Consider the following 12,719-nt stretch of genomic DNA (forward strand, 5'->3'; position numbering starts at 1 on the left):
ACCGGGCGCTTGTTTAAATCACGCGTGAGAACTGCTGCATCCGCGCTTTCTGGCGCAGATAAGCATCGAAGCACATACAGATATTACGAATCAACAGACGACCTTTTGGCGTCACCTGAATCCCCTTTTCATCCACATCCACCAGCCCGTCTTTCGCCAGCGGCGCCAGCAGTTTTAAATCTTCCGCGAAATAGTCGTCAAAATTCAGGTCCCACTGCTGCTCAACAGCGGCAAACTCCAGGCGGAAATTACAAATCAGCGCCTTAATCACGTCACGACGAATGCAGTCATCGCGCGTTAGGGCAATCCCGCGCCACAGCGCATCGCCGCGTTCATCAACCTGCTGATAATAGAGTTTCAGCTCTTTCTGGTTCTGCGCGTAGCAGTCGCCAATCATGCTGATCGCCGACACGCCCATGCCGAGCAGGTCGGTATCGCCCTGCGTTGTGTAGCCCTGGAAGTTACGATGCAGCACGCCTTCACGCTGAGCAACGGCCAGCTCGTTGTCCGGGCGGGCGAAGTGATCCATGCCGATAAACTGGTAACCGGCATCAGTGAGCGATGAGATGGTTTCCTGAAGGATATCCAGCTTCTGCTGGGCTGTCGGTAAATCTGCATCTTTAATTTTACGCTGCGCGGCAAACAGGGTTGGCAGATGCGCGTAGTTGAATACGCTCAGGCGATCCGGGTTCAGTTCCGCCACGCGTTTAAGCGTAAAGGCAAAGCTTTCCGGCGTCTGTTTTGGCAGGCCATAGATCAGGTCGATGTTGGTTGAGGTAAAACCGATCTCGCGTGCGTGATTCAGCAACGCGAAGATAAATTCTTCGTCCTGCTCGCGGTTTACCAGGCGCTGAACTTCTTTGTTGAAGTCCTGCACGCCCATGCTCAGGCGGTTAAAGCCTTCGGCGCGCAGATGGTCGATCACGTCCAGCTCGATTTCACGAGGATCAACTTCAATGGAGATCTCGGCGTCGGCGGTAAAGTGGAAGTTCTCGCGCAGCAGCGTCATCAGGCGCGTAATTTGCGCTTTATTCAGATAGGTTGGCGTGCCGCCGCCCCAATGCAACTGGGTGACATTACGTTGGGTGAACAACGGTGCGCGGTGGCGAATTTCCTGCTCCAGCGCGTCGAGATACTGGTCGGCTTTATGCTGCTGGCGCGTGACAATTTTATTGCAGCCACAGAAATAGCAGAGCTTATGGCAGAACGGGATGTGCACGTACAGCGACAGCGGCCGCTCGGGATAACGCGCAACCGCATTCAGAAACTCGCTCTCGCCAAACGCGTCGGAAAATTCCAGCGCGGTGGGATACGAAGTGTAACGTGGCCCGGAATAGTTATATTTCTGGATCAGGGCCAGATCCCAGTCGATTAACTGCACAGACATGCTTACTCCTTCCAGTGACGTCGCTAACGACGACGGCGTGCCGGCCTGGCTCCTTGTTGAGCCATTAGCCGGTTGCGCAGCCGTTTTTGACGCCGCGACAACCGTTGTAGTTTAACGAATAACCACACCAGATAACATATAACCAGAAGGGTTATAAGCAGGACCGGGAAACCGACTGCGTGCAAACGTTAGTTTCCGCCCTTGAGCAGACGCATCATGTCTTCCTTGCCCTCGTCTTCCTCTTCTTCTTCGTCATCGTCATAGGAGAGGCCAAGCTGCTGCATCAGCTCGTCGATACGATCCAGTTTGGCATCGACCCAGCTTTGCTCTTCAGCATTCAGTTTTCCGCCTTCTTCCAGGCGTTCCAGCAGCGCATCCAAACGCTCATCCGTTTCTAACTGCTCCAGCTCAGCCTGCGGTGAAAGCATAGGTTTCTCGCTTTTTGGTTTTTGCTGACGAGGGGTTGTCTGCGCAGCGGTTACGCCCAGCTGAACAGGTTTTTTACTGCCAATACGGGGATCTTTTTCCTGACCTTTTTGGCCCGCGCGTCCAGATTCACCGCCGCTACTTGCACGGCTGCCCGGCGTATGGCCACGATGTTTCTTCTGGCGCTTGCGTTCGCGCGCTTCCTGGTCCAGTTCTTCGCGGGTTTTGCGGCGTGTTTTGGCACGCGGTGCAGATGTGGGTTTTTTCATGGTGTCGTCTTATGGCCGTTTTATTCAGTATAGAATTGAGGCGGAATCTAGCAGAATACCAACAAAGAAAAAAGGCGACAGAGTAATCTGTCGCCTTTTTCCTGACTCTCCACCCTCAACGGGCGCTACATTCCATGTTAGCTACCGACACACCCTGTCTTTCCTTTAGCCTGGAACAATCCCTGTACGATTCCATTTCCTTTCTCTACGTCTCCGGACGTTTGTCATCCTGACAATCCTAAGTCTTCGCCTCCTGGCGCTCCTGACCCTCATCCTGAGTTAGAAATCCTTACGGCGTCCTCGCCAATGAGTGATACTTTACCTTGTTGAGCTAAACTAACAAGCAGCGAAACGGCACATAAATATAAAATCAGAGTTTTCCCCAACATTAACTCTATGATTTATCTATTTTTACAGATTTTTTCTTCTCAAACTTCTCTGAAATTTCGCATAGGGTTTATGGGCAATATCTCACAAACTGTAGGGGTTTTGCTTACATCCAGTAGACTCGCTGAGGAAAATCAGCCTTTTTTTGCCGATCGGGTATAATCGCCAACATTGCCTGATTTAACGGAGACGACCGTTTTGACTAACTTGAATTACCAACTGACGCATTTTGTGACCAGTGCGCCAGATATCCGCCACTTACCTTCCGATACTGGCATCGAAGTGGCATTTGCAGGTCGCTCCAACGCCGGGAAATCCAGCGCGCTGAATACGCTGACCAACCAAAAAAGTCTGGCTCGTACGTCAAAGACGCCGGGTCGTACACAGTTGATTAACCTGTTTGAAGTGGCTGACGGTAAACGTCTGGTCGACTTACCGGGCTACGGTTACGCCGAAGTACCGGAAGAGATGAAAATTAAATGGCAGCGTGCGCTGGGTGAATACCTGGAAAAGCGCCTGTGTCTGAAAGGGATTGTTATTCTGATGGACATCCGCCATCCACTGAAAGATCTTGATCAGCAGATGATTCAGTGGGCCGTAGACAGTGAAATTGAAGTGCTGGTATTGCTGACCAAAGCCGATAAGCTCGCCAGCGGTGCGCGCAAAGCGCAGGTCAACATGGTGCGCGAAGCCGTGCTCGCCTTTAACGGTGACGTGCAGGTTGAAGCGTTTTCATCGCTGAAAAAGCAGGGTGTGGATAAGCTGCGTCAGAAACTGGACACCTGGTACAGTGAGATCCCGCCGGAAGTGGCGGCTGAAGAAGCCGAAGAGTAATCAATTCCCTGTCGGGCGCGGTTGCCCGACCCGGATTTCACGCAAAGCTGCCATCCGGCGGCTTTTCTTTCGCCCAATAAAAAACGCCCCGGTCATTACTGACCGGGGCGGCTAAAATATTCAGCCAAATCCGATTACGTGAAGTAAAAGGTCTGAAAGATAGAACATCTTACCTCTGTACCCTACGCGACTAACTCTACTCTTTTTTTTTGGTCACAGAAAGCACTTTTTGTAGTTTTTTTTCACTTATTACATAGCGAATTCTAATGTTCATCACAAAACGCTATAAGTTATGTTGCTTACTTACCAAAAAAGCGCTTGGTCGCCGAAAGCTTAGTGCGCCTGATCCCAGTTTTCGCCGCTGCCCACTTCCACCAGCAATGGCACATCCAGTTGGGTACTGTTTTCCATCAGTTCGTGAATTTTCTTCGACACGGTGTCCACATCATCTTTATGCACTTCAAACACCAGTTCATCGTGCACCTGCATGATCATGCGCACGCGCGGTTTTTCACTCTCAAGCCAGGCATCCACAGCAATCATCGCTCGCTTAATGATATCTGCGGCAGTGCCCTGCATGGGAGCGTTGATCGCGGCACGTTCAGCCCCGGCACGACGCGCGCCGTTGCTGGATTTGATGTCCGGGAGATAAAGACGACGGCCATCCAGCGTTTCAACGTAACCCTGCTCTTTCGCCTGTGCGCGGGTGCGCTCCATATACTCCATGACACCAGGGTAACGCTCGAAGTAGAGATCCATATACTTCTGCGACTCTTTACGTGGAATGTTGAGCTGGCGGGAGAGGCCAAAAGCACTCATGCCATAGATCAAACCAAAGTTAATCGCCTTCGCGCTGCGACGCTGTTCGCTGCTGACACTCTCTAACGGCAAACCAAAAACTTCCGCCGCCGTCGCACGGTGGATATCTTTCCCTTCCGCAAACGCAGTCAGCAGGCCCTTATCACGCGACAGGTGCGCCATAATACGCAGTTCGATTTGTGAGTAGTCGGCAGAAACAATCACGTAATCTTTCGGCGCAATAAACGCCTGACGAATACGACGCCCTTCATCATTACGTACCGGAATGTTTTGCAGGTTCGGATCCGTTGAGGAGAGACGCCCCGTTGCGGTGACAGCCTGATGATAAGAGGTGTGCACGCGCCCGGTTTTCGGGTTGATCATCAACGGTAGCTTGTCGGTATAGGTGGATTTCAGTTTCGCCAGGCCACGATACTCAAGAATGACTTTTGGCAGTGGATAATCCAGCGCCAGCTCTTCCAGCACTTCTTCCGACGTAGACGGTGCGCCGCCAGGGGTTTTCTTCAGCGGCTTAATACCCTGTTTTTCAAACAGAATGGTTTGCAACTGTTTTGGCGAGGAGAGATTAAACTCTTCACCAGCGACCTCAAAGGCTTTCTGCTCCAGCTCCACCAGCCGTTTCGCAATCTCCTGCGAATGCGCATGCAGCACTGCCGGGTCAATCTTCACACCATTGCGTTCCACGCGCGACAGTACCGGCACCAGCGGCATCTCGATATTTTCGAAGACGCTCAGCGGCCCTTTTTCCTTCTGCAGCTTCGGCCACATTTTCAGATGCAGTTGCAGCGTGACGTCGGCGTCTTCCGCCGCATAGCGGCCCGCTTCTTCCAGTGCGATCTGGTTGAAGGTCAGTTGCTTCTTACCTTTACCGGCGATCTCTTCAAAGGTGATGGTTTTATGCTTCAGCCAGCGATCAGAAAGGCTGTCCATGTCATGGCGGCCCGCCACGCTATCCAGTGTGTAGGATTCCAGCATGGTGTCATAGGCAATCCCGCGCAGTTCAATGCCGTAGTTAGCGAGGATCCCGCGGTCATATTTCAGGTTCTGCCCAACCTTCAGGCATTTTTCATCTTCCAGCAGCGGCTTGAGCAGTTCCAGCGCGCGTTCGCGGGAAATCTGTTCTGGCGCGTCAAGATAATCGTGCGCCACTGGCACATATGCGGCAACACCGGGTTCGGTTGCAAACGACAGGCCAACCATATTGGCAGAGACATTATCGAGGCTGTCCGTTTCCGTATCGAAAGCAAACAACGGCGCTTTTTTCAGCTTCTCAATCCAGTCGAGCAGGGTCGCCTCGTCCAGAATCGTGACGTAGTTATCGGCGCTTAGGGTGGCGGTGGTTTCGACTTCATCTTCCACCACGATGGTTTCCGCAGGTTTGGCGGCGGATTTTGTCGGCTTCGCGCCTTTCGCCTGCAACCATTTACCGGACTCAACATCGGTGATCCAGCGTTTGAATTCGTACTTTTTGAACAGCCCCAACAGTTCTTCAGCCGCTGGCGGCTGCACTTCCAGCTGTTCGCAGGTCAGTTCCAGCTCAACATCTGTTTTGATGGTCGCGAGTTTGTAGGAGAGATACGCCACCTCTTTGTTCTGCTCGAGCTTCGCGGCCATGGTTTTGGCGCCACGGAAGCTCAGCCCGGCAATTTTTTCCGATTCGGCATACAGAGTATCGAGCCCACCCAGCCCCTGAAGCAGCGCCTGCGCGGTTTTTTCTCCCACGCCCGGCACGCCCGGAATGTTATCCGAGGAGTCGCCCATCAGCGCGAGGAAGTCGATGATGAGTTCTGGCGGCACACCGTACTTGGTTACCACTTCTTCCGGGCCAAGAATGGTGTTGGTCATGGTGTTAATCAGGGTGATACCCGGCGTAACCAACTGCGCCATATCTTTATCGCCGGTGCTGATCAACACCGGGCGCCCCGCCGCTTCCGCTTCGCGCGCCAGCGTGCCGATCACGTCATCCGCTTCAACACCCGATACAGCCATCAGCGGAAGCCCCATGGCTTTCACCATCGCATGCAGCGGCTCGATCTGCGCACGCAGATCGTCAGGCATCGGTGGACGGTGAGATTTGTAATCCTCAAACAGTTCGTCACGGAAGGTTTTACCCTTCGCATCAAACACCACAACCGCATGCGTCGGCTGATATTGCAGCAACAGGCTGCGCAGCATATTCAGCACGCCATACATCGCGCCAGTCGGTTCGCCTGCGCCGTTGGTCAGCGGTGGGAAAGCATGATACGCCCTGTAAAGATACGAGGAGCCATCAACGAGGATAAGGGGATTTTCGGGGATCTGAACCATAATTTCCGTGCCTGTTTATCAGATTATGGTTAAAGCATGCCACAGACAGCATGAAAACATGAGTTTTTCGCCCCATTTACGCGAAAAGATTTGCAGATCTTCTGGATCACTCGCAAATCAAAACTGTGGATAACTTTGTGTATAGTTTTATTATGCTAATAACATGTGATCATTCTCGTTTATATAATTCATAAATATATTATATTTTTCATGTGGTTACACATAGATCGCCAACTCAAAATAAGATGTGGTGACAATTTATCCTGTGTGGATATAAGCAGAGGTTATTTTTCTGTTCTGGTAAGACCCGTCATTGGGTGTGTTTTCTGATAAAATCAGCCCCTTGTGCGTTTTGCCTGCGCGCGTTAAATGACTAACTATCTGAATAAACTAATTATGTCGAGATTGCTCGCGGCGATAACGCTTCCCATAAGTATCGCGCTTACTATTTTACTGACCATATTGTGTTCCGTGCCGATCATCATCGCCGGGCTTGTTAAGCTCATTTTGCCCATTCCGGCAATCTGGCGCTCCGTCTCCGTTTTTTGCAATTTTATGATGTACTGCTGGTGTGAAGGCCTGGCGGCGCTGCTGCATCTCAACCCACATCTGAAGTGGGAAATTCAGGGCCTGGAGAAGCTGAACAAAAAGAACTGGTATTTACTTATCTGCAATCACCACAGTTGGGCCGACATCGTGGTGCTGTGCGTGATTTTCCGTAAGCACATTCCAATGAATAAGTATTTCCTGAAGCAGCAACTGGCCTGGGTTCCCTTTATCGGTCTGGCCTGCTGGGCGCTGGATATGCCGTTTATGCGTCGCTACTCGCACAGCTATCTCATCCGCCATCCGGAGCGTCGCGGAAAAGATGTTGAAACGACGCGCCGCTCCTGCGAGAAGTTTCGCACGCATCCCACCACTATCGTGAATTTTGTCGAAGGCTCACGCTTTACCGAAGAGAAACGCCGCCAGACCCGCTCGCCGTATAAAAATCTGCTGCCGCCGAAAGCCGCTGGCATTGCGATGGCGCTGAGCGTGCTGGGTGCGCAGTTCGATAAGTTGCTTGATGTGACGTTGTGTTACCCGGAAAACAACGACAGCCCCTTCTTTGACATGCTGAGTGGGAAGCTAACGCGCATTGTGGTACGCGTGAATCTGCTGCCGGTGGCCGAAGAGTTACACGGTGATTATGTCTCAGATAAGAACTTCAAGCGCCGTTTCCAGCAGTGGCTGAACTCACTGTGGGAAGAAAAAGATACATTGCTGACGTCTCTCATTACGCCGCATTCACAGAAGAAATAATACCTTTATCTCGCCTCCTGAATGGCAGGAGGCGAGATTATCAACTTATGGCAGGAAACGACCTCCCCGCGCCATAAACTCTTCCGCCGTCATCTCTTTGCCGTTAAAGACAACTTTTCCCTGCTGATATTCAAAATCAAGCTTCGCCGCTTTATCATCCACGCTGATAAGATCCATCATTTTACCAACCGTAATGGCATTTTTAACGTCTTTCTCAGCCTGTTTTTGTGCGGCAGCGTCATCCTTACCCTCCGCCAGCTTTATTTGCTTAGCGGTGTAGGTGAAAACATCCAGAGGCAGCATGACGTTGGCCGTCATGGTTTTAACATTCTGGTCTACGGATTCGGTTAAAGTTCCTGGCGTGAATTTTGCTTTGACCGGATCGGCAATGGCGATATTAATATTAGCCGTCATTTCACCTTTTTCATTTTTCCAGCTAATCGGGAATTTAATGACTGGCTCGCTTTTCTGGATGTTGGCGATGTACTTCATGAGCAGTTTCAAACTGATCTCACCCATCGCGTCTTCATCTTTACCCAGCGCAGGATTGGCCACGATAGCCTTACTCAGTTCCGCGTTGTAATTAGTGAACAACTCGCGAATCGCAACAGGATCGAGATTCTCTAAGACCAGGGCAATTTTACCACTTCCCAGATTCTGTTTTTCACGAATTAAATCCCTGATACCATACTCCTGAGTATAGTTAATGTGCTTTTTATCACTGGATAATGCCAAAGCGCCGGTTCCGGTGAGGGCATTAATCTGTATTAAATCTTTGCCCCTGGAGTTTACTCGTATATTATTCAGTGATACATCTGCATGGCCAACAGTGATATTATCATCAACCTTATTAGCCGTTGACGTAACAGTCATTGAATCTGAATAAAGTTTTACATCATTATTATCCTGGCTAATAACAATGTTTTTTAACTGCCCATTAATCTGTGCATCCGTGAGCAGTGAATTTTCGCCTGAGACATTAAATTCACCCCCTTCAAATGCAAATGTGGTTTTGGTATCGGAATAAGAGGCTGGCGCCACTACAATCTGGGTCGCGATAGTTTTATCATAACTTGCACGAATATTTGCATCGATCGGAGAATGTCCTTTGGACGCGTCAAAAAGCGGTTTGGTCATTTCACCGTTAACCAGCGACACGTTCATCGCCGCCATTGCAGGAGCAAAACTGCCTTTCGCCAGCGAGGAAAGTGGGAAAGGGCCATGATCAACATCGACATTAAACGCAATGTTCTGCCCGGCTTTAATGCCGCTAGCCTCTATGCCATGTTCAAACGTCAGCACCACCTGAAAATGAGAACTCAGTAAGCCACCAGAAAAATCCTTGTAGCTTAATGTCATCCCCATTTGTGAGGATTTCGCTTTACTGGCCTGATTAAAAGAAGAAACAAAATCGGTAACGTTCGGTTCGATCTGTTTACCGGTATACCATGCGCCCCCTATCCAACACGCACCCAATGCAACCACTACGCCCGCCGCTACGACACTCTTTTTCATGACAATCATCCCTAATAAATATGTTGGGATATTATATAAAAGAATATCTGGAGCCTGTATATTTGTTAGGTTTAAAAGCGAATTATCAGAATGTGTTTATTCGGAAGATATAAAAAAGGCCCGCAACAATTTGCGAGCCTTATATATTATTAATTAAACTTATTTTTTCTCAATAAGTTGTTTTACGGTATCAGCATACTGCTGAACAAAGATTTCCATGTTGCTGGCATCCATACCCTGCGGATTCAGCTGATATTTGCCGTTAACAAACATCGCCGGAACACCCTGCAGTTGCAGGTCAGCGGCCGCTTTTTCCTGCTGTGCTACCAGGGATTTCACCACAAAGCTATTCCATGCGGCATCGTATTCTTCACCTTTCACGCCTGCATCGACGAAGACCTTACGGATATCGGCAACGTTCTGAACAGTCTGTGTTTTCTGAATGGCTTCGAACATCGGCGCAGTAATTTTATCTTCCACACCCAGTGCCATTGCAACCGCCCACGCCTGAGTCAGGTCTTTGCCCAACGGGCCCAGGAACTCAACGTGGTATTTGGTCATTTTGGTGCCTTCCGGCAGTTTCTGTTTCACGGTATCGGAAACATGCAGCACTTCTTCAAACTGATAGCAGTGCGGGCAGTAGAACGAGAAGAACTCCAGTACCTGCGGCTCGCCGGCAACCGGTTTATCGAGGGTAGTGTATTGTTTGCCATCGGTGATCTGAGCAGCGGAAGCGCTGAATGCCAGAATCATACCTGCCAGCGCAAGCCAAATTTTTTTCATAACGAATTCTCTCCTGAATATGTCAAATTAATACATTGGCGTTAACTGAAGAGGGGGCTCCTGAAGAACCTTCACCTGCTCAATAAATATCGAAATCTGCCGCAGCCAGAAATCTTCCCCGGTAAGCCAGGGGAAATTCTGAGGAAACGCAGGGTCATCCCAGCGCCTGATAATCCACGCAAGATAATAAACCAATCGCATCGCGCGTAAAGGCTCAATGAGTGCCAGTTCATCCAGATTGAAATTGCTGAACTCCTCGTAGGCTTCAACAATCATCTCCATCTGCATCCGCTGCTCGGCACGATCGCCATTCAACAACATCCACAGATCCTGTACCGCAGGGCCGGTGCGCGCATCATCCAAATCAACAAACAGCGGCCCGTCACGCCAGAGAATATTCCCGGCATGGCAATCACCGTGCAGGCGCAGCGTGTTAAAGCGGCCATGCCACTGTGCCATCACAGCATCAATGAGATCGTCGGTCGCTTTCAGAAAACGTTCTTTCAACGCGGCGGGAACCAGAGCGGAATGTTCAAAAACGGCGCGCGGCTCGATAAGATACTCTTTCACGCCGATTTCCGGGCGGGCTACAAAGCGCGACTTACGGCCGGTTTGGTGCAAACGCCCCAGATAACGCCCAACCCACTCCATTTGATCCAGATTATCAGATTCAAACTGGCGGCCTCCCAGACTTGGGAATACGGCGAAACAGAACCCCTGATGGGTCAGCAGCGTTTTGTTGTTGAAAGTGATGGGCGCGGCAACAGGCACTTCATCATTAAGAAGTTCCTGGGCGAAGCGATGTTCTTCCAGAATTTGGTCAGCCGACCAGCGTTCGGGGCGATAGAACTTCACCACCATACGGCGGCGATCTTCATCCTGAAATTGATAAACCCGGTTTTCATAGCTGTTTAACGGGGTAAGGCCAGAATCCACCCGAATACCCTGATCGAATAACGCATCGATAATGGTATCCGGGTGCAATGTCTGAAAAGTGAAAGCCTTGTCGTTCATCCTGCCAATCCGACTAACTATACGAATAGTTCAGGATATCATTTCGTAGCGCTTTCAGCGGCTGTGCTTACAACCTTTTACTCTTTAATCACACCGCGAGCGCGTAGCAGCGCAGTTTTAAAATCTTCTTCGTAATCTTTCTGGATACCCGGAATCACGGCATCTTTCGCCGAGTCACGCATTTTCAGGTGATAGATCAGAATATCATCCGTTAAATCTGCCAGTTCCCCCTCAAAACCTGACTCCTTCGCCAGTTTCTGCAAAAATTGCATCAGGTTCAGTTCCGGCTCTTTCTGCCAGGCTGGCTGGAGGAGTTCAATAACTTCATTCAGACGTTTACATTTCATGGTCGTGCTCCTTACTCTTGATTAACACACGGTAGCAGGGTCAAACCCACAATAAAAGAGGCGATATAGTGAATATAACGGGCGTCGTGCTGGCGGGTGGTAAAGCTTCACGAATGGGTGGACAGGATAAGGGATTAATGACGCTGCACGGGAAACCGCTGTGGAAACATGTGGCGGATCGTTTACAGCCGCAGGTGAAGACTGTGACGATCAGCGCTAATCGCAATATTTCGGTGTATCAGGCCAGTGGTTTTCCCGTTTATCAGGATACGCTTGCCGATTTTCCGGGGCCGCTTGCCGGAATGGCTTCTGTCATCAGGCAAGCTGAGGGCGAGTGGTTCCTGTTCTGCCCGTGTGATACGCCGTTTATTCCTGCCCATCTGGCGGAGCGTCTACAATCTCAGCGTACTGAAGCGCCAGTGGTGTGGGTTCATGATGGCGACCGCGATCATCCGGCAATAGCACTGGTTCATCGCCGGGTCGCTGCAGATATTGAAGCCTATCTTGCACGTGGCGATCGCCGGGTGATGGTCTTTATGCGTGAAGCTGGTGGGCATGCAGTGGATTTTAGCGATTGCCGGGAAGCCTTCAGTAACGTGAATACGCTGGAAGATTTGGCATGGTTTGAGGCGCACTCATGATTCCCTTATTAGCGATAGCGGCATGGAGCGGGACCGGTAAAACAACGTTGCTTAAGCAGTTGATCCCAGCGCTATGTCAGCGCGGGATACGACCGGGCCTTATAAAGCATACGCACCATAATATGGATGTGGATAAGCCGGGTAAGGATAGCTATGAATTGCGTAAAGCAGGCGCAACACAAACGCTGGTTGCCAGTAAACAGCGCTGGGCGCTGATGACGGAGACACCAGAGGAAGAGGAGCTGGATCTCGTATTCCTTGCCAGCAGAATGGATGCATCAAAGCTGGATGTAATTCTGGTGGAGGGATTCAAGCATGAAGAAATCGCGAAAATTGTGCTGTTTCGCAAGGATGCCGGGCATAAGCCGCAAGAGCTGGTGATCGATCAGCATGTTATCGCTGTGGCCAGTGATATTTCGCTCAGAGTGAATGTGCCGTTATTGGATATCAATGACGTTGAGGGAATTGCGGATTTTGTGGTGCGTTGGATGCGAATGTTGTGAGTTTTGTGCGCGCGGTGTCGCCCGGTGGCGCTGCGCTTACCGGGCCTACGGGTTCGTGCCATTCGGTGGGGGTTATTCTTTTGTAGGCCGGATAAGGCGCAGCCGCCATCCGGCAGGTTTTTTCGCACCAGCGCAAAAAGGCCATCCTTCCGGATGGCCTTCTGCTTTATTTGATGCCTGGCAGT

The 12,719-nt window shown here is 50.6% G+C and carries 11 protein-coding genes; 4 read left to right on the forward strand and 7 right to left on the reverse strand.

Annotation, left to right across the window (positions count from 1 at the left end):
• Positions 1-13: 13 nt before the first annotated feature.
• Together hemN and yihI are read right to left on the reverse strand one after the other, a co-directional pair.
• Positions 14-1,387 carry an oxygen-independent coproporphyrinogen III oxidase gene (gene hemN, locus F0Q32_RS18735; RefSeq protein ID WP_149464269.1) on the reverse strand — a complete coding sequence of 458 codons (1,374 nt, stop codon included), beginning with the start codon at positions 1,385-1,387 and terminating at the stop codon, positions 14-16.
• Between the two features lie 188 nt (positions 1,388-1,575).
• Positions 1,576-2,082: a Der GTPase-activating protein YihI gene (gene yihI, locus F0Q32_RS18740; protein ID WP_149464270.1), complete on the reverse strand. Its 507-nt coding sequence runs from the start codon at positions 2,080-2,082 to the stop codon at positions 1,576-1,578.
• Positions 2,083-2,667: 585 nt separating this feature from the next.
• On the opposite strand from yihI, the gene yihA reads away from it, so the two are divergent.
• Positions 2,668-3,303 (forward strand): ribosome biogenesis GTP-binding protein YihA/YsxC, encoded by a 636-nt coding sequence (gene yihA, locus F0Q32_RS18745; RefSeq protein ID WP_149464271.1) that lies wholly within the window; start codon positions 2,668-2,670, stop codon positions 3,301-3,303.
• Between the two features lie 333 nt (positions 3,304-3,636).
• Here the strand turns inward: yihA and polA are convergent, their stop codons facing one another.
• Positions 3,637-6,429 (reverse strand): DNA polymerase I, encoded by a 2,793-nt coding sequence (gene polA / locus F0Q32_RS18750; protein ID WP_149464272.1) that lies wholly within the window; start codon positions 6,427-6,429, stop codon positions 3,637-3,639.
• A gap of 396 nt (positions 6,430-6,825) precedes the next feature.
• Between polA and F0Q32_RS18755 the strand changes: the two genes are divergently transcribed.
• On the forward strand, positions 6,826-7,731 hold the full coding sequence (locus F0Q32_RS18755; protein WP_149464273.1) for an acyltransferase: 906 nt from the start codon (positions 6,826-6,828) through the stop codon (positions 7,729-7,731).
• Between the two features lie 45 nt (positions 7,732-7,776).
• On the opposite strand, the gene F0Q32_RS18760 is transcribed toward F0Q32_RS18755, so the two are convergent.
• The 4 genes from F0Q32_RS18760 to F0Q32_RS18775 all read right to left on the reverse strand — a co-directional run bounded on the left by F0Q32_RS18760 (position 7,777) and on the right by F0Q32_RS18775 (position 11,390).
• The gene (locus F0Q32_RS18760) at positions 7,777-9,246 is read right to left on the reverse strand and encodes a DUF945 family protein (protein WP_188016887.1); all 1,470 of its coding nucleotides are present in this window, start codon (positions 9,244-9,246) and stop codon (positions 7,777-7,779) included.
• A 159-nt stretch (positions 9,247-9,405) separates the two neighbouring features.
• The gene (gene dsbA, locus F0Q32_RS18765) at positions 9,406-10,029 is read right to left on the reverse strand and encodes a thiol:disulfide interchange protein DsbA (protein ID WP_149464275.1); all 624 of its coding nucleotides are present in this window, start codon (positions 10,027-10,029) and stop codon (positions 9,406-9,408) included.
• Between the two features lie 27 nt (positions 10,030-10,056).
• A complete protein-coding gene (locus tag F0Q32_RS18770; protein ID WP_149464276.1) occupies positions 10,057-11,043 on the reverse strand; it encodes a serine/threonine protein kinase in 987 nt (328 codons plus the stop codon).
• Positions 11,044-11,120: 77 nt separating this feature from the next.
• Complete coding sequence (locus tag F0Q32_RS18775; RefSeq protein ID WP_149464277.1) at positions 11,121-11,390, reverse strand: YihD family protein; 270 nt, start codon at positions 11,388-11,390, stop codon at positions 11,121-11,123.
• A 113-nt stretch (positions 11,391-11,503) separates the two neighbouring features.
• Between F0Q32_RS18775 and mobA the strand changes: the two genes are divergently transcribed.
• Entirely contained in the window at positions 11,504-12,031 is a 528-nt protein-coding gene (gene mobA / locus F0Q32_RS18780; RefSeq protein ID WP_255475473.1) for a molybdenum cofactor guanylyltransferase MobA, read from the forward strand.
• A complete protein-coding gene (gene mobB, locus F0Q32_RS18785) occupies positions 12,028-12,534 on the forward strand; it encodes a molybdopterin-guanine dinucleotide biosynthesis protein MobB (protein WP_149464279.1) in 507 nt (168 codons plus the stop codon). Before mobA ends, mobB begins: the two co-directional genes overlap by 4 nt.
• Positions 12,535-12,719 lie beyond the last annotated feature (185 nt).

This window comes from Pseudocitrobacter sp. 73 (genome assembly GCF_008369545.1).
GTDB lineage: Bacteria > Pseudomonadota > Gammaproteobacteria > Enterobacterales > Enterobacteriaceae > Pseudocitrobacter > Pseudocitrobacter vendiensis.